The 25,495-nt window shown below is 56.6% G+C and carries 21 protein-coding genes and 1 tRNA gene; 10 read left to right on the forward strand and 12 right to left on the reverse strand.

The window, feature by feature from the left end:
* The first annotated feature begins 94 nt into the window (after positions 1-94).
* Entirely contained in the window at positions 95-1,711 is a 1,617-nt protein-coding gene (gene mqo, locus HFD94_RS20965) for a malate dehydrogenase (quinone) (RefSeq protein ID WP_062759585.1), read from the forward strand.
* A gap of 126 nt (positions 1,712-1,837) precedes the next feature.
* Entirely contained in the window at positions 1,838-4,222 is a 2,385-nt protein-coding gene (locus HFD94_RS20970; RefSeq protein ID WP_167433523.1) for a phosphoketolase, read from the forward strand.
* On the opposite strand, the gene HFD94_RS20975 is transcribed toward HFD94_RS20970, so the two are convergent.
* Positions 4,219-4,806, reverse strand: a complete 588-nt coding sequence (locus tag HFD94_RS20975; RefSeq protein ID WP_064691004.1) for a LysE family translocator — start codon at positions 4,804-4,806, stop codon at positions 4,219-4,221. The genes HFD94_RS20970 and HFD94_RS20975 overlap by 4 nt on opposite strands.
* Before the next feature lie 134 nt (positions 4,807-4,940).
* Here HFD94_RS20975 and HFD94_RS20980 point away from each other — a divergent pair, with 134 nt between their 5' ends.
* Positions 4,941-6,428, forward strand: coding sequence for a PLP-dependent aminotransferase family protein (locus tag HFD94_RS20980; RefSeq protein WP_052270739.1), 1,488 nt, complete (start codon positions 4,941-4,943; stop codon positions 6,426-6,428).
* On the opposite strand, the gene HFD94_RS20985 is transcribed toward HFD94_RS20980, so the two are convergent.
* The gene (locus HFD94_RS20985) at positions 6,395-7,018 is read right to left on the reverse strand and encodes a glutathione S-transferase family protein (RefSeq protein WP_010253536.1); all 624 of its coding nucleotides are present in this window, start codon (positions 7,016-7,018) and stop codon (positions 6,395-6,397) included. The genes HFD94_RS20980 and HFD94_RS20985 overlap by 34 nt on opposite strands.
* A gap of 107 nt (positions 7,019-7,125) precedes the next feature.
* On the opposite strand from HFD94_RS20985, the gene HFD94_RS20990 reads away from it, so the two are divergent.
* A complete protein-coding gene (locus HFD94_RS20990; protein WP_010253539.1) occupies positions 7,126-7,974 on the forward strand; it encodes a PhzF family phenazine biosynthesis protein in 849 nt (282 codons plus the stop codon).
* Positions 7,975-8,021: 47 nt separating this feature from the next.
* Here HFD94_RS20990 and HFD94_RS20995 read toward each other — a convergent pair whose 3' ends face one another.
* A complete protein-coding gene (locus tag HFD94_RS20995) occupies positions 8,022-8,780 on the reverse strand; it encodes an SDR family NAD(P)-dependent oxidoreductase (protein WP_122889820.1) in 759 nt (252 codons plus the stop codon).
* Positions 8,781-8,895: 115 nt separating this feature from the next.
* Here HFD94_RS20995 and HFD94_RS21000 point away from each other — a divergent pair, with 115 nt between their 5' ends.
* The 3 genes from HFD94_RS21000 (at position 8,896) to HFD94_RS21010 (ending at position 12,464) form a co-directional block, all read left to right on the forward strand.
* On the forward strand, positions 8,896-9,795 hold the full coding sequence (locus HFD94_RS21000; RefSeq protein ID WP_010253546.1) for a LysR family transcriptional regulator: 900 nt from the start codon (positions 8,896-8,898) through the stop codon (positions 9,793-9,795).
* Positions 9,796-9,840: 45 nt separating this feature from the next.
* The gene (yhjD, locus tag HFD94_RS21005) at positions 9,841-10,860 is read left to right on the forward strand and encodes an inner membrane protein YhjD (RefSeq protein ID WP_167433524.1); all 1,020 of its coding nucleotides are present in this window, start codon (positions 9,841-9,843) and stop codon (positions 10,858-10,860) included.
* Between the two features lie 272 nt (positions 10,861-11,132).
* Positions 11,133-12,464, forward strand: coding sequence for an MFS transporter (locus HFD94_RS21010; protein ID WP_010671462.1), 1,332 nt, complete (start codon positions 11,133-11,135; stop codon positions 12,462-12,464).
* 504 nt (positions 12,465-12,968) lie between these two features.
* Here the strand turns inward: HFD94_RS21010 and ilvC are convergent.
* Positions 12,969-14,444, reverse strand: a complete 1,476-nt coding sequence (gene ilvC / locus HFD94_RS21015; RefSeq protein WP_010253551.1) for a ketol-acid reductoisomerase — start codon at positions 14,442-14,444, stop codon at positions 12,969-12,971.
* 162 nt (positions 14,445-14,606) lie between these two features.
* Here ilvC and ilvY point away from each other — a divergent pair, with 162 nt between their 5' ends.
* Positions 14,607-15,488: an HTH-type transcriptional activator IlvY gene (gene ilvY, locus HFD94_RS21020; protein WP_010671461.1), complete on the forward strand. Its 882-nt coding sequence runs from the start codon at positions 14,607-14,609 to the stop codon at positions 15,486-15,488.
* Here the strand turns inward: ilvY and ilvA are convergent, their stop codons facing one another.
* The 6 genes from ilvA to ilvL form a co-directional block, all read right to left on the reverse strand.
* Positions 15,489-17,036: a threonine ammonia-lyase, biosynthetic gene (ilvA, locus tag HFD94_RS21025; protein WP_010253553.1), complete on the reverse strand. Its 1,548-nt coding sequence runs from the start codon at positions 17,034-17,036 to the stop codon at positions 15,489-15,491.
* 2 nt (positions 17,037-17,038) lie between these two features.
* Positions 17,039-18,889, reverse strand: coding sequence for a dihydroxy-acid dehydratase (gene ilvD, locus HFD94_RS21030; RefSeq protein ID WP_010253556.1), 1,851 nt, complete (start codon positions 18,887-18,889; stop codon positions 17,039-17,041).
* A gap of 62 nt (positions 18,890-18,951) precedes the next feature.
* Positions 18,952-19,881: a branched-chain amino acid transaminase gene (locus HFD94_RS21035; RefSeq protein WP_010253558.1), complete on the reverse strand. Its 930-nt coding sequence runs from the start codon at positions 19,879-19,881 to the stop codon at positions 18,952-18,954.
* A gap of 18 nt (positions 19,882-19,899) precedes the next feature.
* Positions 19,900-20,157, reverse strand: coding sequence for an acetolactate synthase 2 small subunit (gene ilvM / locus HFD94_RS21040; RefSeq protein WP_008926359.1), 258 nt, complete (start codon positions 20,155-20,157; stop codon positions 19,900-19,902).
* On the reverse strand, positions 20,154-21,800 hold the full coding sequence (ilvG, locus tag HFD94_RS21045; RefSeq protein ID WP_033773126.1) for an acetolactate synthase 2 catalytic subunit: 1,647 nt from the start codon (positions 21,798-21,800) through the stop codon (positions 20,154-20,156). Before ilvG ends, ilvM begins: the two co-directional genes overlap by 4 nt.
* A gap of 150 nt (positions 21,801-21,950) precedes the next feature.
* Complete coding sequence (gene ilvL / locus HFD94_RS21050) at positions 21,951-22,049, reverse strand: ilv operon leader peptide (protein ID WP_072101316.1); 99 nt, start codon at positions 22,047-22,049, stop codon at positions 21,951-21,953.
* Between the two features lie 330 nt (positions 22,050-22,379).
* On the opposite strand from ilvL, the gene HFD94_RS21055 reads away from it, so the two are divergent.
* Positions 22,380-23,900 (forward strand): YifB family Mg chelatase-like AAA ATPase, encoded by a 1,521-nt coding sequence (locus HFD94_RS21055; RefSeq protein ID WP_033780902.1) that lies wholly within the window; start codon positions 22,380-22,382, stop codon positions 23,898-23,900.
* A 25-nt stretch (positions 23,901-23,925) separates the two neighbouring features.
* On the opposite strand, the gene HFD94_RS21060 is transcribed toward HFD94_RS21055, so the two are convergent.
* Positions 23,926-24,264, reverse strand: coding sequence for a DUF413 domain-containing protein (locus tag HFD94_RS21060; RefSeq protein ID WP_010253568.1), 339 nt, complete (start codon positions 24,262-24,264; stop codon positions 23,926-23,928).
* 120 nt (positions 24,265-24,384) lie between these two features.
* Between HFD94_RS21060 and hdfR the strand changes: the two genes are divergently transcribed.
* Positions 24,385-25,218, forward strand: coding sequence for an HTH-type transcriptional regulator HdfR (gene hdfR, locus HFD94_RS21065; protein ID WP_010253571.1), 834 nt, complete (start codon positions 24,385-24,387; stop codon positions 25,216-25,218).
* Between the two features lie 118 nt (positions 25,219-25,336).
* Here hdfR and HFD94_RS21070 read toward each other — a convergent pair.
* Positions 25,337-25,412, reverse strand: a tRNA-Trp gene (locus HFD94_RS21070).
* Between the last annotated feature and the right edge of the window lie 83 nt (positions 25,413-25,495).

Consider the following 25,495-nt stretch of genomic DNA (forward strand, 5'->3'; position numbering starts at 1 on the left):
TTTGAGAAATAGCGCAACGCGCTCGTAAGAAGCGTGACTATTTCGCCTGCAAAACTGTTGGGCTTCAGGTCAACAGAAGAGGAGATGTCGCCTCATGTGCAATTCAGCTGTAAACCTTGCGCTCGCGATGAGTGCCATGGCAAAGGACACCACTACTACCGCGCAGGAGCGCAAAGACGTTGACGTGCTGCTGATTGGCGCAGGTGTGATGAGCGCCACCCTCGGCGCGTGGCTGCAGGATTTAGAGCCGGACTGGTCCATCGAAATGGTGGAGCGGCTGGATAGCGTGGCCGAAGAGTCGTCCAACGGCTGGAATAACGCGGGCACCGGTCATGCGGCGCTGGCAGAGCTGAACTATACGCCTCAGCAGGCGGATGGCAGCATCGACATCTCTAAAGCGGTGACGATCAACGAATCGTTCCAGATTTCCCGCCAGTTCTGGGCTTATCAGGTCCAGAAAGGCAACCTGCGCAACCCTAAAAGCTTTATTCACAGCACGCCGCACATGAGCTTTGTCTGGGGTGACGACAATGTCGACTTCCTGCGCAAGCGCTTTAAGGCGCTGCAGAAAAGCACCCTGTTCCGTGGCATGGCCTACTCCGAAGATCCGCAGCAGATTGCCCGCTGGATCCCGCTGGTGATGAATGGCCGTGACCGCAGCCAGAAAGTAGCCGCGACCTGGACGGAGATGGGCACCGACGTGAACTTCGGTGAAATCACCCGTCAGCTGATCGCCTCATTAGAGAAGAAAGCGAATTTCCAGCTGCGTCTGCGCCAGGAAGTGCGTGAGCTGAAGCAGCTCGCCGACGGTCGCTGGCAGGTTACGCTGCAGTGTCTGAACAGCGGCACACGTCGCACACTGACGGCGGGTAGAATATTTATCGGTGCTGGCGGCGCAGCGTTACCGCTGTTGCAGAAGGCTGGCATCCCGGAAGCCAACGGTTACGCTGGTTTCCCGGTGGGCGGTTCATTCCTGGTAACGGAAAATCCGCAGGTCGTCGCGCAGCACATGGCCAAGGTCTATGGCAAAGCCAGCGTCGGTGCGCCGCCGATGTCCGTGCCGCACGTCGACACCCGCGTGCTGGATGGCAAGCAGGTGCTGCTGTTTGGCCCGTTCGCCACCTTCTCGACTAAGTTCCTGAAGCAGGGTTCGCTGATGGATATGTTCACCTCACTGAACAGCAGCAATATGCTGCCGATGGTGAAAGTGGGGCTGAAAAGTTTTGATCTGGTGAAATACCTGATGGATCAGGTGCTGCAAAGCGATCGCGACCGGATGGACGCCCTGCGCGCCTATGTGCCGCAGGCGAAGCAGGAGGACTGGCGCTTAGTGACTGCCGGTCAGCGTGTGCAGATCATCAAGAAAGATGAGAAAGAGGGCGCCGTGTTACGCCTGGGCACCGAAGTGGTCGCCTCACAGGATGGCTCGATTTCAGCACTGCTGGGTGCATCGCCTGGCGCCTCTACGGCGGCACCGATCATGCTGGAGCTGCTGCACAAGGTTTGTCCTGAGCAGATGGCTTCGCCGGAATGGCAGAACAAAATCCGTGCGGTGATCCCATCCTGGGGACGTAAGCTGAACGGCGACGTAGCGCTGACAGAGAAAGTGTTAGCCGAAACCAGCCGGATTCTGCAGCTCGACTATTCGCCGGTCACTCCGATGGCGGCAAACGATGAAGGACGGGAAACCGCGTTCGTCGTCGGCAAATAATTCAGCGCCATTGATAAAAAGGCTCCGCACTGCGGGGCCTTTTTTATTGGCCGGTTACCTGGTCGATCCGGGCATTCTCTATTAGGGTTAAGGCATCTTTTAGCTGCACGATCAGGAGGAAACTGCATGTCTTACTCCCCTGCTTCACCGGAATTCACGCTGCTCGACCGCTACTGGCGGGCCGCGAACTACCTCTCCGTCGGACAAATTTACCTGATGGATAACCCGCTGTTGCGTGAGCCACTCAGGCCTGAACACATTAAACCGCGTCTGCTGGGTCACTGGGGCACTACGCCAGGCCTGAATTTTATCTATGCCCACCTCAACCGCGTTATCCGGAAGCAAAACCTGGATATGATCTACATCTGCGGACCAGGACATGGCGGCCCCGGCATGGTGGCGAATACCTGGCTTGAGGGCAGCTACAGCGAGATTTATCCGCACATCACGCAGGATGCGGCGGGCATGCAGCGTCTGTTCAAACAGTTCTCCTTTCCGGGGGGCATTCCCAGTCACGCGGCACCGGAAACGCCTGGCTCGATTAATGAAGGCGGTGAACTGGGCTATTCGCTCTCCCATGCGTTTGGCGCGGCCTTCGATAATCCCGAACTGGTTGTACCCTGCGTGATTGGCGACGGCGAAGCGGAGACCGGTCCACTGGCCTCCAGCTGGCACGGCATTAAATTCCTGAATCCTGAACGTGACGGCGCGGTCCTGCCGATTCTGCACCTCAATGGCTACAAAATCGCCAACCCGACGCTGCTGGGTCGCAGCAGCGATGAAGATTTGCACCAGTTGTTCAGTGGCTACGGCTATGAGCCGCTGTTCGTCTGCGGGCATGAGCCTGAAAAAATGCATCCGATGATGGCGGAGGCGCTGGATAGTGCCTTCAGTAAAATCGCCGCTTATCAGCGCGAGGCGCGCCAGGGCAAAGCCACCACCGGGGTGCCGCGCTGGCCAATGATTATCCTGCGCAGCCCCAAAGGCTGGACCGGCCCCAAAACGGTCGACGGCAAGAAAGTGGAAGATTTCTGGCGGGCGCATCAGGTGCCGGTCGCGGCCTGTCGCGAAGATGAAGGACATCGCCAGATCCTTGAGACGTGGATGCGGAGTTATCAGCCAGACGACCTGTTTGATGAACAGGGGCGCTTAAAGCCGGAACTGCAGGCGCTGGCACCGGAAGGTGATAAACGCATGGGGTCTTCGCCTTATGCCAATGGCGGCCTGTTGCGCCGTGAGCTGGATACGCCTGAACTCGCGGAGTTTGCCTGCGATGTCAGCGAGCCAGGCGCCCAGATGGCGCAGGCCACTGAGCATCTGGGCCGCTATCTCAGCGTGCTGTTCCAGCGCAACCGCGATAATTTCCGCCTGTTTGGCCCGGATGAAACCGCCTCTAACCGCCTGACGCCGGTCTTCGACGTGACCAGCCGTACCTGGCTGGAACGAACAGAGCCTTACGATGAGCAGCTGGCGCGTGATGGCCGGGTGATGGAAATTCTCAGTGAGCATCAGTGTCAGGGCTGGCTTGAGGGCTATCTGCTGACCGGCCGCCACGGGCTGTTTAACTGTTATGAAGCTTTTATCCACATCGTCGATTCGATGTTTAACCAGCACGCCAAGTGGCTGAAAGTCTCGCGTAAACTGGGCTGGCGTAAGCCGATCTCGTCGCTGAACTATCTGCTCTCTTCGCACGTCTGGCGACAGGATCACAATGGCTACAGCCATCAGGATCCAGGTTTTATCGATCACGTTGCCAATAAAAAAGCGGACATTGTGCGCATCTATCTGCCGCCCGATGCCAATACGCTGCTGTGGGTTGGCGATCACTGCCTGCGCACCTGGGACCGCATCAATGTGATTGTGGCGGGCAAGCAGCCTGCGCCGCAGTGGCTGGATATGGCGAGTGCGGTGACCCATTGTGAAGCGGGCATGGGCGAGTGGCGCTGGGCGGGCACCACCCCAGAGCATGAGGAGCCGGATGTGGTGATGGCCTGTGCCGGTGATGTGCCGACCATGGAGACGATGGCGGCGGTGGATCTGCTGCGCGGTATGCTGCCCGAACTGCGTATCCGCGTGGTGAACGTGGTCGATCTGCTGGCGCTGCAGCCGCAGGATCAGCATCCGCATGGCAAATCTGATGCGGAATTCGACGCGCTGTTTACCCAGGATAAACCGGTGATCTTCGCCTTCCACGGCTATCCAACGCTGATACATCGCCTGACCTATTCGCGTACCAACCACCGCAACTTCCATGTGCGCGGCTTCAATGAAGAGGGAACCACCACCACGCCATTTGATATGACGGTGCTGAACGAGCTTGACCGCTATCATCTGGCGCAGGAGGCGATTCTGCGCGTGCCGGGCCTGGCCGATGCGCATCCTGAGCTGCTGGACAATCTGCAGGAGCGCATCGCTGAGCATCATCGCTACGTGCGTGAACACGGTGAAGATGTGCCGGAGGTGCAGAACTGGAAATGGCCGTCGGCCACAGCACCAGGTGCACCCGATTAAGCGGCCAGCAAGGCGTCGGTCAGCATCCAGATGGTAGTCGCCACCAGCGACAGCGCCATCAGGCTGTTGAATAACTGACGCTTCCAGGCAACCTGCAGATGGCTGCGCAGGCGATCGCCCAGCGCAGCCCAGATCAGAATGCATGGCAGGTTCAGCAGCATAAAGCCGATCATCACCGTCAGCACGCCGCTGCTGGCGCTGTACAACAGTGCCACATTGGTCGCCATCAGCCAGGCTTTGGGATTGATCGCCTGGAAACAGGCTCCGCCCAGCAGCGTCATGGGCTGCGGCTTGCTGCGCACTTCAGGTGCTGCCGCACGGAAAATCTTCCACGACAGCCACAACAGATAGGCACAGCCTGCCAGCGTCAGCGGCAGGCGAATCGCCGCCATCCAGTGCAGTAAGACCTCCAGTGCGACGCCGGCGATCACCGTTTGCAGCGCACAACCTACCAGTATGCCAAACACCATCGGCAGCGTGCGGCGCATGCCGAAATTGACGCCTGAGGTCGCCAGCAGCAGATTGTTCGGGCCTGGCGTAATCGACATGACGGTAACGTAACTGAAGAAAGAGGGATCGAGCATGGTGACTCTCCTGAAAACAGACAGAGTTCTATGCTACGGCGGGAAAAGGGATGGTAACAGTGACACAAAATCACTATTGTTATGGTTACAGTTCCCGTTAACAGCAATTGTACCCATCCAATCCGGAGGCTACTGTGTCCCTTGCTCCCACTTCCGATCGGCCGCTCTATCAGCAGCTGGCAGACAGCTTCGCTGAGGCTATCCATCAGGGAACGCTGAAACCTGGCAAACGCCTGCCGGCGATCCGCCGCGTCGCCCAGTCACATCAGGTCAGCGTCAATACGGTACTGAATGCCTGGCAGTTGCTGGAAGATCGCGGGCTGATTGAGGCGCGTCCCCAGTCGGGCTATTACGTGCGCGGCGTGTTGCCCGCCGTGACCCGCCATGGTCAGCATAAAACCCGGGTACGCGACCCCAGCAGCAGCAAGCTCGACCTGATCGATAAGGTATTTGCGGCGCAGAACCATCCCGACTACATCAATATTTCCCTGGCCTGTCCCCAGGATAGCGAGCTGTTTCCTGCGGCGCGTATTGCCCGGATTACTGCCTCACTGCTGCGCCGTGATCCGAACATGATTGGGCGCTATGCGCTTCCGCCCGGTAGTGAGCGCTTACGGGAGGAGATTGCGCGACGGGCGCTGCACGCCGGACAGACGCTCACCGCCGATGAGATCACCCTGACCCACGGCTGCATGGAGGCGCTTCAGCTGGCGCTGCGGGCGGTCACGCAGCCCGGCGACTGCGTCGGACTGGAGTCGCCGACCTACTTTTTCCTCTTCCCGCTGCTGGCTTCACTGGGCCTTAAGGCGCTGGAAATTCCCACCGATCCGCAGCATGGGCTGTCGCTGGATGCGCTGGAGATGCTGCTTCAGGAGCAGCGAATTAAGGCGCTGATTGCGATGCCGAGCGCGCAGAACCCGCTGGGCTGCGGCATGTCGCTGGAGAACAAGAAGCGGCTGGCGAAGTTAGTGAATACTTACCACGTTCCGCTGATAGAAGATGGGCTGTATGACGAGTTACAGTTCGACTGGCCGCTCTCGCCCGCGGTAAAAGCCTTTGATCGCGACGGCTGGGTGATCTACTGCACCAGCTTCACCAAAACCGTGGCGCCCGATTTCCGTATTGGCTGGACCGCCGCTGGCCGTTTTCATGATGCGATTGCCCGACTGAAAGCGGTGTCGTCGATGGCAGAATCCGCCCTGCTCTCTGAAACGCTGGCGGAGTTTCTTGCTTCCGGCGGTTATGACCACCATCTGCGCACGCTGCGCCGTCGCTACGCGGCCAACCTGGATGAGGCGCGGGGGCTGATCGCCCGCTACTTCCCGGAGGGCACCCGCGCGACGCTGCCGCGCGGTGGCTTCGTCTTCTGGGTCGAGTTACCGGGCGGCGTAAATACCACCGAGATGTTTGATCGGCTGCTGCAGGAGCAGATTTGCGTCACGCCCGGCGCGCTCTATTCGCTGAGCGAGCGCTACAACCATGCACTGCGCCTCTCCTGCTGCTATCCGTTTGATGCGCGCTACAGCTGGGCGATCAGACGCGCGGGCGAAATCGCCTGTGAACTGGCGGGAGTATCCTGCGGCGAGGCTCAGGGTGTACCGTTGCGGCCCCAGACAGTATAGCCGTGGCGTTCAGTCAGGCGTTCGTAATAGGTGCGTACCGCCGGATAATCAGGGTGTTCGAGCGGCGTTTCAAACCAGCGGTTCACCGCCAGACCAATCGGAATGTCTGCCAGCGTGAAATTACGTCCGGCAACGTAACGACCGGTTTTTTCCAGCTGCTGATTGAGAATGCTCATGGTGTGTGCCCAGCCTTTACTGGCCGCGGCCAGCAGACGTGGATCCTGATGAGCCGGTGAATTTCGCACCAGCGACATAAATGCGTAGCGCCATGAGGTGTTGAGTTCAGTGGACTGCCAGTCCATCCACTGATCGACAGGCGCACGCGTTTGCGGATGATGAGGATAGAGCCACTCGCCGCCATAGGCATTCGCCAGATAGCGCAGGATGGCGTTGGATTCCCACATCACAAAGTCATCATCTTTCAGTACCGGCACCATCGCATTGGGGTTGAGTGCCATGAATTCGGGCAGGTGCGTTGAGCGGAATCCGTCGCCCCACTCTTCGCGCTGGTAATCAAGGTCAAGCTCGTCACACAGCCATAATACTTTGCGCACGTTGATTGAGGAGGCGCGTCCCAGGATCGTTAGCATTCACAGTCTCCGGTAAAATCTTTAACTTATTGATAACGCTGTTAGCTGTTATAAGCAATCATCCGGCAGAGAAAAGGCCGCACTGAACCCAATCGCAAGGAGTCACCATGAAGGTCGCGTTTAAGCAAGTCGATGTGTTTACCTCAGCAGCCTTTAATGGCAATCCGCTGGCGGTGATTATGGATGCTCAGGGGTTGAGCGACAGCCAGCTGGCGGCGATTGCCCGCTGGACTAACCTGTCGGAAACCACCTTTGTGCTGCCGCCACAACATGAAGAGGCGGACTACCGGGTGCGTATTTTTACCGTGGAAGGCGAACTGCCGTTTGCCGGTCATCCGACGCTGGGCACCGCACACGCGCTGCTGGAGGCGGGCTGGCCAACCCGTACGCCGGGTGAAATCGTGCAGGAGTGCGGCGTCGGTAACGTGACGGTGAAGATTAATGAGACGGGCGGACTGGCCTTTGCCGCGCCAGCTGCCACCCTGATGCCATGGCAGGATGCGCTGATGGGTAACGCCTTAAACAGCGATGCATTCGATCTGACGCAAAGCCCGACCGTGGTGGATATGGGTATCCGCTGGCTGCTGGTGCCGATGGTCAGCGCCGAGGCCGTGCTGGCGCTGCAGCCCAATGTCAGCGATTTGCAGCGCCTGATTAAACATGCGGGTGTCTCGGGCGTGATGCCCTTTGGCCGTTTGCCCTCGGGCGAGCATGAACAGTATGAAGTGCGTGGCCTGCTGGTGGAAAATGGCAGCCTGACCGAAGATCCGGTGACCGGCAGCGCCAACGCCTGTCTGGCGCGTTACTTTGCAGCCGCAGGCCATACCACCTCCTATCGCGTGCGTCAGGGTACTGCCCTGCAGCGTGCCGGTCGGGTGAACGTAACCTTTAATGGTGAAACCATCTGGATTGGCGGTAATACCGTTACCGTCATCGATGGCACCATTACGCTGTAAAAGGCGGCGGCGACGTCGCGGGGTGCTTTCCGCGACGCCACCAGCGGTTAAATCCCCTGCCCGCCTGAGGCTTCAATACGCTGAGCGGTGATCCAGCCGGTTTCGTCACTGAGGATCGCGCTGATGGCGTCGCCGATATCATCCGGCAGTCCGACCCGGCCCAGCGCCGTCAGCCCGGCAATCTGATGGTTAATCTCGGGGGTATCGCGTACCCGGCCACCGCCAAAGTCGGTCTCTATCGCGCCAGGTGCCAGGATATTAACGCGAATGCGCCTTTCGCCCAGCTCCTTCGCCTGATAGCGCGTCAGTACCTCCATCGCCCCTTTCATTGACGCATAGGTCGAGGAGCCAGGATAGATCAGCCGGGTCAGACCGCTGGAGATATTCAGGATGCGGCCACCGTCGTTGATCAGCGGCAGCAGCTTCTGGGTCAGGAAGTAAGGCCCTTTGAAATGCACATTAACCAGCGCATCAAATTCCGCCTCGGTGGTGTCGGTAAACGGCTTGTAGTGTCCGTGTCCGGCGTTGTTCACTAAATAGTCAAAGCGCTCACGCTGCCATTGCTGTTGCAATGCCTCTTTCACCTGGCCGACAAAACGATCGAACTGACCGGTTTCGCCGACGTCCAGCGCCAGTGCCACTGCACGTCGTCCCAGCGCCTTGATCTCCTTCACCACCGTCTGTGCCTCATCGGCATGGCTGCGGTAAGTCAGGATAATGTCTGTCCCCCTGGCTGCCAGTTTTAACGCGCCATTACGGCCTAAACCGCGGTTTGCACCGGTAATTAACGCCACTTTCTGATTCATCTCTCGCACCTGTTGAAAAATTGAACACAGGTTAAGGATATTCGCGAATTATTGATCTATAAACAGTGTTAAATGCGCATCACTGTTTCAATAAAAACAACAATCGGTGAACAACATGGACAAAATTCACGCAATGCAGGTGTTTGTGCGGGTGGCCGAAATGGGCAGTTTTACCCGCGCGGCAGAGAGTTTAGGTGTCCCCAAAGGCAGCGTTTCGCGGCAGATACAGGCGCTGGAGAATCAAATGGCAACACGTTTGCTGCATCGCACCACGCGCCGGGTGCAACTAACCCAGGACGGGTTGGTCTATTACGATCGCTGTCTGGATTTATTGTCGATGATTGACGATATGGACAGCCTGTTCCAGCACGAGCCTGCCTCGCTCAGCGGTAAACTCCGGATTGATATGTCTGTGGCCATGGCCACCAGTTTTATCCTGCCACGGCTGCCGGAATTTTTGCAGCACTACCCCGGCGTAGAGATTGAGCTGAGCAGCAGCGACCGTCAGGTAGATGTGATCCGGGAAGGGTTTGACTGCGTAATCCGCGTCGGTGAGCTCAAAGATTCTGGCCTGATTGCGCGAAAAATTGGTACCCATACCTTGATCAACTGCGCCAGCCCTGGCTACCTTTCGCGTTTCGGCATGCCGATCCGGCTGGAAGAGCTGTCGCAGCATGCGATGGTGCATTACAGCCAGCAACTGGGTCAGGCCTCACCGGGTTTTGAATATTTTGATGGCAGGCAGTGTCACTATGTTCACACCGGCGGTGTGGTCACCGTGAACAGCACCGAAACCTATCGCGCCGCCTGTCTGGCGGGGTTAGGCATTATTCAGGTGCCAGCCGCCGGAATTCAGACATTACTGGAAAGAGGCGAGCTGGTAGAAGTGCTGCATCGCTTTCCCGCCAGACCGATGCCGATCCACCTGCTCTATCCGCACCGGCGCAATGTGGCACGTCGCGTGCGGGTTTTTATGGAGTGGCTGAGTCAGGTGTTACAGGAGTACGTCACCTGAGCGGCTATACTTTGATTTTAATGATAAACAGGACAGTGAAGGTCTATGACAGACAAGCAGGAAAACCCGCAGGATACGCAGCCGCAAAAGCCGCTTATCGATATTAAAACCGGCAACGAGACGGTTGATCATTCGATTGTGCGCGTGTCGCGTTTTGCCGCCTGGTTTCAGGCGATCCCGGCAGTGGCGCATTTTATTCGCGCCCTTGACCGCTTTAATGATCGGCTCGGCAGCCAGTTTGGCGCGGCCATTACCTATTTCTCTTTTTTATCGCTGATCCCCATTCTGATGGTGTCGTTTGCCGCCGTGGGTTTTGTGCTGGCATCGAACCAGGATCTGCTGACCGATATCATCAACAAAATCGTCAGCAGCATCAGCGACCCGACGCTGGCCACCACGCTGAAGAATACGGTAAATACCGCCATTCAGCAGCGTGCCACCGTGGGTATTACCGGTTTACTGCTGGCGCTCTACTCCGGTCTTAACTGGATGGGTAACCTGCGCGAAGCGATTCGTGCCCAGTCGCGCGACCTATGGGAACGCAAACCGGATGACAAAGAGAAGATCTGGAAGCGTTATATTCGCGATTTCCTGTCGCTGACCGGTCTGATGCTGGCGCTGGTGATTACGCTGTCGCTGACCTCGGTAGCCGGTTCGGCGCAGGCAATGATCGTCAGCGCACTGGGGCTGGATGGCATCGACTGGTTACGGCCCGCCCTGACCATTATCGCCACCTCGATTTCCGTTATGGCTAACTATCTGCTGTTCCTGTGGATTTTCTGGATTCTGCCGCGTCATAAGCCGCGTAAGAAAGCACTGTTCCGCGGCACGCTGCTGGCGGCAATCGGTTTTGAGGTGATCAAGTTTGTGATGACGCTGACGCTGCCGAAGCTGGCGACCTCGCCTTCCGGTGCGGCCTTTGGTTCCGTGCTCGGCCTGATGGCGTTTTTCTACTTCTTCGCCCGTCTGACGCTGTTCTGTGCGGCGTGGATCGCCACCGCCAAATATAAAGACGACCCACAAATGCCTGAAGCGGGCAGCGCGTCACGACACAAATCATCGTAATCCGTTAACAACAGCGGAAAATATTACCCCTCGGCTATTTTTTAACCAGATAACAGGATGAATAGCTGAGGGGTCACTTTTATTTAGCCCTTTCGTAGAGTATCCCGCCAGATATCGTCCGGATTACCCCGGTATCACCCGACATTCGTCGCACCTCAGAAATTATCCTCTTTTTGCCCGCTGAAGCCAGACGCGGCGCGGGTTTTCATCATTGAATGCGCTCTGGCAGATGCGTAAGATTCTTTGTCTGTATTTACAAATAAGAAACAGTTATGCAAGCCTCCCTCACAGACACGCTCGACAAACAGCAGGATCCCACGCCGGTTAACTCACGCAGTAAAGTGGTGATTGCCTCGCTGGTCGGAACGGCCATCGAGTTCTTCGACTTTTATATTTATGCCACTGCTGCGGTGATTGTTTTCCCGCACATTTTCTTCCCGCAGGGTGATGCCACGGTCGCGACGCTACAGTCGCTGGCCACGTTTGCTATCGCCTTTATCGCGCGTCCGATTGGCTCCGCCGTGTTTGGTCACTTTGGCGATCGCGTGGGTCGCAAGGCCACGCTGGTTGCCTCGCTGCTGACCATGGGGATTTCCACCGTGGTGATTGGTCTGCTGCCCGGCTATGAAACCATCGGCGTGATGGCTCCGCTGCTGCTGGCGCTGGCGCGTTTTGGTCAGGGACTGGGACTGGGTGGTGAATGGGGTGGCGCGGCGCTGCTGGCGACGGAAAATGCCCCGGCGAAGAAGCGTGCGCTTTACGGTTCCTTCCCTCAGCTGGGTGCGCCGATTGGCTTTTTCTTCGCTAACGGCACTTTTCTGCTGCTTTCGTGGCTGTTGACCGACGAGCAGTTTATGCAGTGGGGCTGGCGCGTGCCGTTTATTCTCTCTGCCGTGCTGGTGCTGATTGGCCTGTATGTGCGCGTTTCGCTGCATGAGAGTCCGGTGTTTGCCAAAGTACAGAAAGAGAAGAAGCAGGTTCGGGTGCCCATTGCGGCGCTGCTGAGCAAGCATCTGACTGCCACCATTCTCGGCACCTTTATCATGCTGGCGACCTATACGCTGTTCTATATCATGACCGTCTATTCGATGAGCTACGGCACCACGGCAGCACCGGCCGGTCTGGGTATTCCGCGTAATAGTATGTTGTGGATGCTGATGCTGGCGGTGATTGGCTTTGGAGTGATGGTGCCGATTGCCGGTTTGCTGGCTGACCGTTTTGGTCGCCGCAAGACGATGATTACCATTACGCTGATGATTATCGCGTTTTCGTTCCTGTTCCCGGCGATGCTCGGTTCCGGATCGCAGGCGCTGGTGATGGCGTTTCTGTTGCTGGGTCTGAGCATTATGGGCCTGACCTTTGGTCCGATGGGCGCGCTGCTGCCGGAGCTGTTTCCGACCGAAGTGCGTTATACCGGCGCATCGTTCTCTTATAACCTCTCATCGATTCTGGGTGCCTCTGTTGCGCCTTATATCGCGACCTGGCTGAATGCGCATTATGGTTTGCAGGCGGTGGGACTTTATCTGGCGTCGATGGCCGTGCTGACGCTGATTGCATTGCTCGCTTGTAAAGAGACGCGTAATCAGACGCTGTATGACGTTTAATCCGGCTGGATGAAGGTCAGTGAAAACCCGGCGGCTGCCGGGTTTTTTTATGGAGCAGGCTCACAGAGTACAACCGCTCTGAAGGGCTAAACAATATCAGGCGACAGGCTCAGGGAGCATACGCCTTAAGCGGGTTAGCTTTCCGGACCTCGCTGAAAAGCGTATTGATACTGGCAGCAATAAAGAAGCTTAAGGGCACAGGGAATACGGTCAGAAGAGGAAAGCGTCCCGCCGCCCGGATAAAAACGCCGGGAGCGTTTTTGAACAACGCAAAGCGTTGGCCCGGAAACGGGCGCACCTCAGGGATGAGGTGCGTAATCGCGCGGGCCGAGCATGCCATGGATGGCGGTTTTGCGTCTTTCCGATCTGACCGTATTCCATGTGCCTGCACTGTCTCACAGCAGTGCAGGCACTAACTTACAATCGGCCTTGCCTGGTATGGTTCATCAACAAAAAACCCCGGCAAGCCGGGGTTTGTTTTGCTGAAAACTGTGATGACGGTAATTAGCCCGCGACAGCGATACGCTTCATGTCGGTCATGTAGCCACGCAGCTTACGGCCAACGGTTTCAATCGGATGCTGGCGAACCGCTTCGTTAACGTCACGCAGCTGCGCGTTATCAACCTGCGTGCCTTCTACCGCTTTACCCAGATCGCCTGGCTGCAGCGTGGTCATGAACTCTTTCAGCAGCGGCACCGCGGCGAAGGAGAACAGGTAGTTACCATATTCGGCGGTATCGGAGATCACCACGTTCATTTCATACAGGCGCTTACGGGCGATGGTGTTCGCGATCAGCGGCAGCTCATGCAGTGATTCGTAGTAAGCAGACTCTTCAATGATGCCGGCGTCTACCATGGTTTCAAACGCCAGCTCAACGCCCGCTTTAACCATCGCAACCATCACCACACCTTTGTCGTAGTACTCCTGCTCTTCGATTTTGCCTTCATACTGTGAAGCGGTTTCGAACGCGGTCTGGCCGGTCTCTTCACGCCAGGTCAGCAGGTTTTTATCATCGTTGGCCCAGTCCGCCATCATGCCGGAAGAGAATTCGCCGGAGATGATGTCATCCATGTGTTTCTGGAACAGCGGTGCCATGATGGTTTTCAGCTGCTCTGACAGCGCATAAGCGCGCAGTTTAGCCGGGTTAGAGAGGCGATCCATCATCAGTGTGATGCCGCCAAACTTCAGTGATTCGGTGATGGTTTCCCAGCCGAACTGGATCAGTTTTTCTGCGTAAGCCGGGTCAGTGCCTTCAGCCACCAGCTTGTCGAAGCAGAGCAGTGAACCAGCCTGCAACATGCCGCACAGGATAGTCTGCTCACCCATCAGGTCAGATTTCACTTCTGCAACGAAAGAGGACTCCAGCACGCCAGCACGATCGCCGCCAGTTGCTGCTGCCCAGGCTTTGGCAATCGCCATGCCTTCGCCTTTTGGATCGTTTTCCGGATGAACCGCGATCAGCGTCGGTACACCAAAGCCACGTTTGTACTCTTCACGAACTTCTGTACCCGGACACTTCGGTGCCACCATCACCACGGTGATGTCTTTACGGATGCTTTCGCCCACTTCAACGATGTTGAAACCGTGCGAGTAGCCCAGCGCAGCGCCATCTTTCATCAGCGGCTGAACAGCCTGAACTACAGCGGAGTGCTGCTTGTCTGGCGTCAGGTTTACCACCAGGTCAGCCTGCGGGATCAGTTCTTCGTAGGTGCCCACTTTGAAACCGTTATCGGTCGCTTTGCGCCATGAAGGGCGTTTTTCCGCAATTGCTTCAGCACGGAGTGCATAGGCCACATCCAGACCGGAATCACGCATGTTCAGACCCTGATTCAGGCCCTGCGCACCACAGCCAACGATAACGACTTTTTTGCCTTTCAGGAAACTGGCACCATCCGCGAATTCATCGCGTGCCATGAAACGGCACTTGCCTAATTGCGCCAGCTGGTTGCGCAGGTTCAATGTGTTGAAATAGTTAGCCATGGGTACTCCGGTAAGGTTGTGTTTGCTTTTTTTGTTCAGGAACGGCGTGTCATGCAGCGCCGCGAATGACCCCATCATATGACAGGAATTCTGTTGCTTAAATTGATATATTAACAACGTCACATTGCAATAAATGCAACACCACCCAGAGGCGACGCGCACATGGATTTACGGGATCTGAAACTGTTTCTTCATCTGGCAGAAAGCTGCCACTTCGGGCGCACTGCGCGTGCTATGCACGTCAGCCCTTCCACGCTGTCACGCCAGATCCAGCGGCTTGAAGAAGATGTCGGCCATGCGCTGTTTCTGCGCGATAACCGCACCGTGACGCTGACAGAAGCGGGCGAACGCCTGCGCCAGTTTGCCCAGCAGACGCTGTTGCAGTATCAGCAACTGCGCCATGTGATGGATCTTAACGGTCCCTCGCTCAGCGGCGAGCTGCGCCTGTTCTGCTCAGTGACGGCGGCCTACAGTCATCTGCCGCCCATCCTCGACCGCTTTCGCGCTGAACATCCGCAGGTCGAAATCAAACTGGATACCGGCGATGCCGCGGATGCGGTGGAAAAAGTGCACTCCGGCGATGCCGATCTGGCCATTGCCGGCCGTCCTGAAACGCTGCCCGCCAGCATTGATTTTATGCCACTGGGGCTGATCCCGCTGGTGCTGATCGCGCCTGCACTGCCCTGTGCCGTTCGTACCCAGGCAACACAGCCGCAGCCCGACTGGTCAAAAATTCCGTTTATCCTGCCGGTGCAGGGACCGGCACGGCGACGTATCGATCTCTGGTTCCGCCGCCAGCGCATCCCGAATCCGGTGATTTACGCCACGGTCTCGGGGCATGAGGCGATTGTTTCGATGGTGGCGCTGGGCTGCGGTATTGCACTTTTGCCGGATGTGGTGCTGGAAAACAGCCCGGAGCCGGTGCGTAACCGTGTGCTGCTACTGGAGAATATTGACTCGGTTGCGCCGTTCGAACTCGGCATCTGCGTGCAAAAAAAGCGGCTCGGAGAGCCGCTGATCAGTGCTTTCTGGAGCCAGCTGTAATCAGTTGCCTGACAGGAAGAAGCGGAACGCCGGGTTCTGGCTTTCGTCATGAAAGTCGTAACCCAGATCGGTGAGATGCTCTTCGAAGCGTGGCTCATCGCTGCCAAGTTCAAAAGCGGCCAGCACACGGCCATAATCGGTGCCGTGGCTGCGGTAATGAAACAGCGAGATATTCCAGTGGGTGCCCAGCGTTTGCAGGAATTTCAGCAACGCGCCGGGTGCCTCCGGGAATTCAAAGCTGAAGAGGCGTTCACGCAGTGGTTTAGAAGGACGTCCACCCACCATGTAACGCACGTGCAGTTTCGCCATCTCATCATCCGAGAGATCGACCACCTGATAACCGCCGCTGGTGAGCTCGCTGATGATCTCGCTGCGCTCTTCCACGCCGCGCGTCAGTCGTACGCCAACAAAGATGCAGGCTTTGTCCGCATCGGCGTAGCGGTAGTTGAACTCGGTAATCGACCGTCCACCCAGCGTCTGGCAGAAACGCAGGAAACTGCCCTGCTGTTCCGGGATCGTTACGGCCAGCAGCGCTTCTCGCTGTTCGCCCAGCTCGCAGCGCTCAGAAACGTAGCGCAGGCCGTGGAAATTGACGTTGGCCCCGGATAACACATGCGCCAGCCGCTCGCCTTTGATCCCATGCTGCTGGATATACTTTTTCATGCCCGCCAGCGCCAGCGCGCCAGAGGGCTCCGCCACAGCACGGACATCTTCAAACAGATCTTTCATCGCGGCACAAATCGCATCGCTGTCGACGGTGATGATGTCATCGATGTATTCCTGACAGAGCCGGAAGGTTTCGCTGCCAATCCGTTTCACCGCCACCCCTTCGGCAAACAGCCCGACGCGCGGCAGATCGACCGGATGACCCGCCTCCAGCGCTGCTTTCAGGCAGGCTGAATCTTCTGACTCCACCGCGATCACTTTGATTTGCGGCATCAGCTGCTTGATCAGCACCGCGACGCCGGCTGCCAGACCCCCACCGCCAACCGGGACAAAGACCCGGTCGAGATGCGCATCCTGTTGCAGCAGCTCCATCGCCAGCGTGCCCTGTCCGGCAATGACGGCCGGATGGTCAAACGGCGGTACGAAGGTGTAACCGCGCTGTTCAGAGAGTTCTATCGCTTTGGCTTTCGCCTCGTCAAAGTTGGCCCCGAACAGGAAAGCCTCACCGCCAAATGCGCGCACCGCATCAACCTTGATGTCTGCCGTCGCCAGCGGCATCACAATCAGTGACTTGATGCCCAGCTTAGTGGCGGATAGCGCCACGCCCTGCGCATGGTTACCGGCTGACGCCGTTACCACGCCGCGCGCTTTCTGCTCTTCGTTCAGACCGGCAATCATCGCGTAGGCACCGCGCACCTTGAAACTGTGCACCGGCTGACGATCTTCCCGCTTCACCAGAATGGTGTTGCCGAGACGCGATGAGATTTTTTCCATAACCTGCAGCGGCGTCACCTGTGCCACTTCATACACCGGTGAACGCAACACTGCGCGCAAATACTCAGCGCCACAAGGCGCCTCGGGTAGCGGTTGAGACTCGGCCATTGTTAGCCTCCCAGCTTGCTCTTATCGCGGACGGCGCCTTTGTCAGCACTGGTCGCGAGTAATGCGTAGGCACGCAGCGCAAAGGAGACTTCACGCTGACGATTGACCGGCGTATACGCCGCATCGCCACGTGCCTGCTGCTCTTCACGACGGGCGTGCAGTTCGTTATCCGGTACGGCGAGTTTGATACCGCGGTTAGGGATATCGATTTCGATGGTGTCGCCATCTTTGACCAGCGCAATGGTGCCGCCGTTGGCTGCTTCAGGCGAGGCGTGACCGATAGAGAGGCCTGACGTACCGCCAGAGAAACGACCATCGGTGATCAGCGCGCAGCTTTTGCCCAGCCCCATCGATTTCAAATAAGTGGTCGGATAGAGCATCTCCTGCATGCCTGGCCCGCCTTTTGGACCTTCGTAGCGAATGACGACCACATCGCCCGCAACGACTTTGCCGCCCAGAATCGCTTCAACGGCGTCATCCTGGCTTTCATAGACTTTGGCCGGACCGGTGAAGGTCAGGATCTCTTTGTCTACGCCCGCAGTTTTTACGATACAGCCATCTTCCGCGATGTTGCCGTAGAGCACGGCCAGACCGCCATCCTGCGAGTAAGCGTTTTCACGGGTACGGATACAGCCTTCGGCACGGTCATCATCCAGCGTGTCCCAGCGGCAGTTCTGTGAGAACGCCTGGGTGGTACGAATACCCGCCGGACCCGCGCGGAACATATCTTTTACCGCCTGATCTTTGGTCAGCATGATGTCGTACTGATCCAGCGTTTCACGCATGGTCTGCTGCAGGATATTACGGGCGCTGCTGTCGAACAGGCCGGCACGATCCAGCTCGCCGAGAATGGCGAACACGCCACCCGCGCGATGCACATCTTCCATATGGTATTTCGGAGTGCTTGGCGCCACTTTACAGAGCTGAGGCACTTTGCGTGACAGGCGATCGATGTCGGAGATATTAAAGTCGATATCGCCTTCCTGTGCGGCTGCCAGCAGGTGGAGCACGGTGTTGGTGGAGCCACCCATGGCGATATCCAGCATCATGGCGTTCTCAAAAGCGGCCTTGTTCGCGATGTTACGCGGCAGCATGTTGACATCATCCTGCTCGTAATAGCGCTTGGTCAGGCTTACGATGCGCTTACCGGCATTGATGAACAGCTCTTTGCGATCGGCATGCGTAGCCAGCAGTGAACCGTTGCCAGGCTGCGACAGACCGAGTGCTTCAGTCAGGCAGTTCATCGAGTTGGCGGTGAACATACCGGAGCAGGAGCCGCAGGTCGGACAGGCAGAGCGTTCGATCTGCTCGCTGTCGGCATCGCTGACGTTCGGGTTGGCACCCTGAATCATCGCATCTACCAGATCCAGCTTGATGATCTGGTCAGAAAGCTTGGTTTTACCCGCTTCCATCGGTCCGCCTGAAACGAAGATCACCGGAATATTGAGGCGCAATGACGCCATCAGCATACCCGGGGTGATTTTGTCGCAGTTAGAGATGCAGACCATGGCGTCAGCACAGTGGGCGTTGACCATGTACTCGACCGAGTCAGCAATCAGCTCACGCGACGGCAGTGAATACAGCATGCCGCCATGACCCATGGCAATACCGTCATCCACCGCAATGGTGTTGAACTCTTTAGCCACACCGCCTGCCGCTTCGATCTGCTCGGCGACAAGTTTACCAAGATCACGCAGGTGAACGTGGCCCGGCACAAATTGGGTGAATGAGTTAACCACAGCGATAATCGGCTTGCCGAAATCGTCGTCGGTCATTCCTGTCGCGCGCCATAAGGCACGGGCACCCGCCATATTGCGGCCGTGGGTGGTGGTGGCGGAACGGTACTTAGGCATACTCTATTTACTCCAGTAAGAATAAGCTCGCGGACGTCAGATGACGCCCGCGCTGTATCTGATTATGGGTTAACCGGATCTAACCAGCCCCATTTGTCTTCGGTTTCGCCGGTGAACAGGCCAAAGAAGGCCTCCTGGATGCGTTTGGTCACCGGGCCACGTTTGCCTTCGCCAACCTGAATGCGGTCAACGCTGCGCACCGGTGTAATTTCTGCCGCGGTGCCAGACATAAAGACTTCGTCAGCCAGATAGAGAGATTCACGCGACAGGGTCTGCTCACGCACTTCAATGCCCATATCGCGCGCCAGCGTGATGATGGCATCGCGGGTGATGCCCGGCAGTGCTGAAGAGGTAAATGGCGGGGTAAAGAGCACGCCATCTTTAACTTCAAACAGGTTTTCGCCTGCACCTTCTGAGATCAGGCCATTAGTATCCAGCGCAATCCCTTCCTGATAGCCGTGACGACGGGCTTCGCTGCCCACCAGCAGTGAGGAGAGGTAGTTACCGCCCGCTTTAGCGGCGGTTGGCAGGGTGTTCGGTGCTACGCGGTTCCATGAGGAGACCATGGCATCGATGCCGTTCTCAAGGGCTTCAGCGCCCAGGTATGCGCCCCACGGGAACGCCGCAATGATCACATCGGTGGTGAAGCCGTCTGGCGGGTTCACGCCCAGGCCCACATCGCCGACAAAGGCCAGCGGACGGATATAAGCACTTTTCAGTTTGTTCACGCGGATGACTTCGCGGCACGCTTCCATCAGCTCATCAACGCTGCTTTTAATCGGGAAGCGATAGATTTTGGCGGAGTCGTGCAGACGTTGCATGTGTTCGCGATGGCGGAACACAACCGGTCCTTTGTGAGAGTCGTAGCAGCGCACGCCTTCAAATACCGACGTACCGTAGTGCAACGCGTGGGACATGACGCTGACCTTCGCCTCTTCCCACTTAACCATCTCGCCATTGAACCAAATAAAGTCTGCTTTCTTCGTGCTCATTGTTATTCCCTCTCGCGGCTAAGCGCGGATTTGTTGTGTTGTCTGTTGTTGAATCTGAACGCATGCAACGTCGATCAATTTGCTTAACTGCGAAGACAGTAAATCGACGGAACGCTGACTGGCAACGGTCATTTCAATATTAATGTTTTCTGCGTTGGCGACTGAGGCCATGTTCATAGAACAGACCTGAAAACCGCGGTGACGCACTACGCGTAAAATGCGCTCCAATATTTCAGGGCGGAAACGGGCTTCGATAGACAATTGATGCTGGTTCATACAGTTTTCTCCATCATGTTTGCATTGCTGGCACCCGGCGGTACCAGTGGCCAGACGTTTTCATGCTCATCAATTGCAACATGCAGGAAGTAAGGACCTTCGCTGTTCAGCAGAGCATCAAGGGCGGCGTCGACCTGATCTTTACGGGTAATGCGCTGGCCGGGAATATTGAAAGCGCTGGCCAGCGTGAGGAAGTCGGGGTTGTCGGACAGATTGGTTTCACTGTAGCGGCCATCGAAAAACAGCTGCTGCCACTGACGCACCATGCCCAGACGCTGGTTATCCAGCAGCACGATTTTGACCGGCAGCTTGCCGCGCTTGATAGTGCCCAGCTCCTGGATGTTCATCATGATGGAGCCATCGCCCGAGACACAGATAACCGTATCTTCCGGGCGTGCAACCTGCGCACCGATGGCGGCGGGTAAACCAAAACCCATGGTGCCTAAGCCGCTGGAGGTGATGAAGTTCTCTGGCGCGCTGAATGCCATGTGTTGCGCCGTCCACATCTGGTGCTGACCGACGTCGGTGGTCACTACGGTATTGGCCGGTTTGCGATCGGAAAGCTGCTTCAGCAACAGCGGTGCATAGATCGCTTCGCCCGGATGGTCGTAGCGCCATGGGTGACTGGCCTTAAGCGCTTTCATCTCATCGCGCCAGGCGTTGATATGCAGAGGCTGACTCAGGGCGGGCAGCAGTTCGTTGAGATCACCCTGCAGAGAGACGTGTGCACGACGTAATTTGTTTAACTCAGCGGGATCGATATCGAGATGAATTACGCTGGCATGGGGGGCAAAGGTGTCCAGCTTGCCGGTCACGCGGTCATCGAAACGGGCACCGACCGCAATCAGTAAGTCACAACTCTGCACCGCCAGGTTGGCAGCTTTAGTACCGTGCATCCCCAGCATGCCGAGATACACCTCGCTGTGGGGGTCTACGCTGCCCAGCCCCTTTAAGGTGGCCACTGCCGGGATGCCGGTCTCTTCTGCCAGCGCGCGCAGTGCCGGAACAGCCTGTGCCAGGCCAACGCCTCCACCAACATAGAGCATTGGTTTTCTGGCCTGCGCCATCAGTGCGCGTGCTTCCTGAATCGCCTGATGCGGCAGCGCGCTTCCCTCTTCTACCGGAACCAGATGCGGGGCAGGTTCTCCCTGCGCAATCTGAATATCTTTAGGAATGTCCACCAGTACCGGACCCGGACGGCCCGACTGCGCCAGCGCAAAGGCTTCTGCCATGATGGCAGGCAGCTCATCTAACGATTCGACCAGGAAGCTGTGTTTGGTGCAGGCCAGCGATAAGCCCAGCACGTCGATTTCCTGAAAGGCGTCGGTGCCGATGAAGGCCGAGGTGACCTGACCGGTTACTGCCACGACCGGAACCGAATCCATCATGGCATCTGCCAGGCCGGTAATCAGGTTGGTCGCGCCAGGGCCAGAGGTGGCGATACAGACGCCGGTTTTGCCGGTTGAGCGCGCATAACCGATCGCCGCCATCACAGCGCCCTGCTCGTGACGACACAGTAGGTGTTCCACGCCGCCGTCGTAGAGCGCGTCGTAAACCGGCATGATTGCGCCGCCAGGGTAACCGAATACGGTATCAACACCCTGCGCGCGTAAAGCCTGAACTACCCACTGTGCACCTGTCATCGCTATTCTCCTGTGTCCTGACCGGAACAACAGAATTTTATGCTACTGTTCATTGTTTGTTCCTTGTGGATTTACTGATATTTTCTCTGGTCGAAAAAAAACCCCCGGACCTTTCGGTGCGGGGGTTTTTTCGGATTCGAGGCTTGATTTCTAAGCCTTTCTTTCTCCAAGCGTTGCCCCGCACGGTAGGTTAATAACCACCACCACGCTAATCACGACCAGGCTAATCACTTGTAGAAGGGCTTTCATGTGTTGTTCAATTCTTTCGCTTGTTCGAAGTAATGCCTACAGAGTTATCATAGTCAGGGGGCATGACACAACTTTTTTTACAGAGTTTTTTTAGCGCCTGGCGCTAAATCGCGGTCTATCAATTTGTAATACAAGAAATAATTACATGATGATAATTATTCATCACTTTACTGACGTAATAATTTTTTGGTGAATTTGCGCGCAGACACGCAGCGTTTTAACAGGTTGTGAAAAAACTTCTGATAGGTTGTGCAATGGCCCGAATAGTGCTGATGATGCCCTGGCTTTCCTTTGATGCTGTCACCAGACTGACGGTAACAAGGAGCGAGTATGTCATTGTCAAAAGTTCTGACCCGGGCAGCGCTGGGAGTGGAAGCCCCGCTGGTGACCATCGAGGCACACATCAGTAACGGACTGCCTGCGTTAACGCTGGTGGGGCTGCCTGAAACCACGGTGAAAGAGGCGCGTGAGCGGGTACGCAGCGCCATTATCAACAGCGGTTTTGCCTTCCCGGCAAAACGCGTCACCATCAATCTGGCACCCGCAGATTTACCCAAAGAGGGCGGGCGGTATGACTTACCTATGGCGATTGCCATTCTGGTGGCCTCTGAGCAGCTTCCTGCCGACAAGCTGACGCACTATGAGTTTCTGGGTGAGCTGGCACTCGACGGTGCACTGTGCGGTGTACAGGGCGCGATTCCAGCGGCCATGGTAGCCATTCAGGCTGGACGACAGCTGGTCCTCTCCGCTGAGAATCAGTGTGATGCCGGGCTAATCCGTCAGGGCTCGTCGCTGGTTGCCTCTCACCTCAGCGAAGTGTGCGCCTTTCTGCGCAATGAACTCACACTACAGACAGCCCAATATCCTGAGCATCAGGGCGATGCACCTGCTGACGATCTCGCTGATATCATTGGTCAGGAACAGGGACGCAGAGCACTGGAGATCACTGCGGCTGGCGGGCACAACCTGTTGCTGATCGGGCCCCCTGGCACCGGTAAAACCATGCTCGCTACCCGGTTGCCCGGCATCATGCCCTCCTTAAGCGATCAGGAAGCACTGGAGTGCGCGGCAATCGCCAGCCTGGTGAACAGCAATACCCTGCATCGACAGTGGCGCACCCGGCCTTTCAGATCACCTCACCACAGCGCCTCTCTCTATGCTCTGATTGGCGGCGGCTCACTGCCACGGCCCGGTGAGATCTCACTGGCGCATAACGGCGTGCTGTTTCTGGATGAATTACCGGAATTTGATCGCAAGGTGCTGGACTCCCTGCGCGAACCATTAGAGTCGGGCGTCATTGCTATTTCACGCGCCCGGGCGAAAGTTACCTATCCGGCACGGTTTCAGCTGATTGCTGCAATGAATCCAAGTCCAACCGGACACTATCAGGGACAGCATAACCGCTGCTCACCGCAGCAGGTGCTGCGTTATCTCAGTAAGCTATCCGGCCCTTTTCTTGATCGTTTTGATCTTTCGCTGGAGGTGCCGCTACTTCCCAGCGGCATGCTCAGCGGTCAGCGCGCCAGGGCGGAAGCATCTGAGCAGGTTCGTCATCGTGTGGTCGCAGCGCGTGACATTCAGTTGGCTCGTGCAGGAAAAATAAATGCGCATTTAAACAATGCAGAGATTATGCGCTGGTGTCAGCCGGCTAAAGAGGATGCGGAGTGGCTGGAGTCAGTGCTGGAGAAGCTGGGTTTATCTGTACGGGCATGGCAGCGGATTTTAAAAGTGGCCCGCACCCTGGCCGATCTGGCTGGGGAAACAGACATCACCCGGCATCATCTGCAGGAAGCTGTCAGCTATCGCACGATAGATCGATTAATGATCCATCTGCATAACAGCCTGCAATAAAAAAGGGGCTTTCGCCCCTTCTCTGTTAATCGTCGCTGTCGGTGAAGTCTTCAACGGTGTCCATCTGCGGTTTACCGCCAGACAGCGTATGAAAACGTTTAGGACGCTTAATGCGGGTCATATACTTAGACCATACACGTTCAGCTTCCGTTTGCGGCTCACGCACGCCACGACACACTTCAATAAACAAACGTTCTTCTTCGGTTGCAGGCTCACGCTTTGATAAATCCAGCTCATTAAAGGCAAAACCGTGGCGTTCAAGAAGCTGAGCTTCTTTAATAGTAAAGTCACCGTGGCGTGAGAAACCACGCGGGTAATGTTTGTTATCAAAGAAACGATTCTCTGTTGAGAAGCTTTCCGCCATGTTACACGCTCCTGATTTTCTAATGCCGTGCTGTTAATGGCGCGGAGTATTAGATAGGCTTGACAGAGTGTAAAACAAAACATTTAAATCTATACGACAAACATTTTTTGGGAGAACGCTGTGGATACGGAATTACTGAAAACTTTCCTGGAAGTGAGCAGAACTCGCCATTTCGGGCGTGCTGCAGAAGCACTTTACCTCACGCAATCTGCTGTCAGTTTTCGCATCCGTCAGTTAGAGAATCAGCTTGGCGTTAACCTTTTTACACGGCATCGCAATAACATACGTCTGACGGCGGCCGGAGAGCGACTGCTCCCCTATGCTGAAAGCCTGATGAGCACCTGGATGATGGCGAAGAAGGAGGTCTCTCACACTCAGCAGCACCATGAGCTTTCAATAGGTGCCAGTGCATCACTATGGGAGGCTTATCTGACGCCATGGCTACAGACGCTCTACGAGAATCGGGAGAGCCTGCACTTAGAAGCGCGCGTGGCACAACGACATCTGCTGGTTAAGCAACTCCATGAGCGCCAGCTGGATCTGTTGATCACCACTGAAGCACCTAAGATGGATGAGTTAACCAGTCAGCAGATTGGTCATATTTCACTGGCGCTTTTCTGCGCCCGGCAGAGCGAGAAGCGTGAAAAATATGATTATATCAAGCTGGAATGGGGAGCAGATTTTCATCAGCATCAGAGCTATCTCTCCGGGGCTGATGATGTACCGGTACTGACCACCACGTCGGCACATGTTACCCGTGAACTGCTACATACCACCGGAGCGTGCGCATTTCTGCCGGACTTCTGGCAGAGTGTGTACAGTGAGTTGATGGTGATTCCGGATACGCCCGTCGCCGTTCGTCCGCTCTATGCTGTCTGGTTGCAGAACAGCGATCAGCAGGCACATATCCGTCAGTTGCTTAAATTCCCGATTCTGGTCAGGCAAAACAGCTGAATTTGCAGGCAGGACAGTAGGCAGGGAAGATCAGAGGCCAGTTAGATTTAGCTGGTTTTTCTTTTTTGCTTTTTTAAAGGCAAAAAAAAATCCTTTGCCGAAGCAAAGGATCGTTTTCTGGCAGGGGCGGAGGGACTCGAACCCCCAACACCCGGTTTTGGAGACCGGTGCTCTACCAATTGAACTACGCCCCTAATAGGGTGGCGGAACGGACGGGGCTCGAACCCGCGACCCCCTGCGTGACAGGCAGGTATTCTAACCAACTGAACTACCGCTC

The organism is Pantoea sp. EKM20T, from assembly GCF_011800485.1.
Lineage (GTDB): Bacteria > Pseudomonadota > Gammaproteobacteria > Enterobacterales > Enterobacteriaceae > Pantoea > Pantoea agglomerans.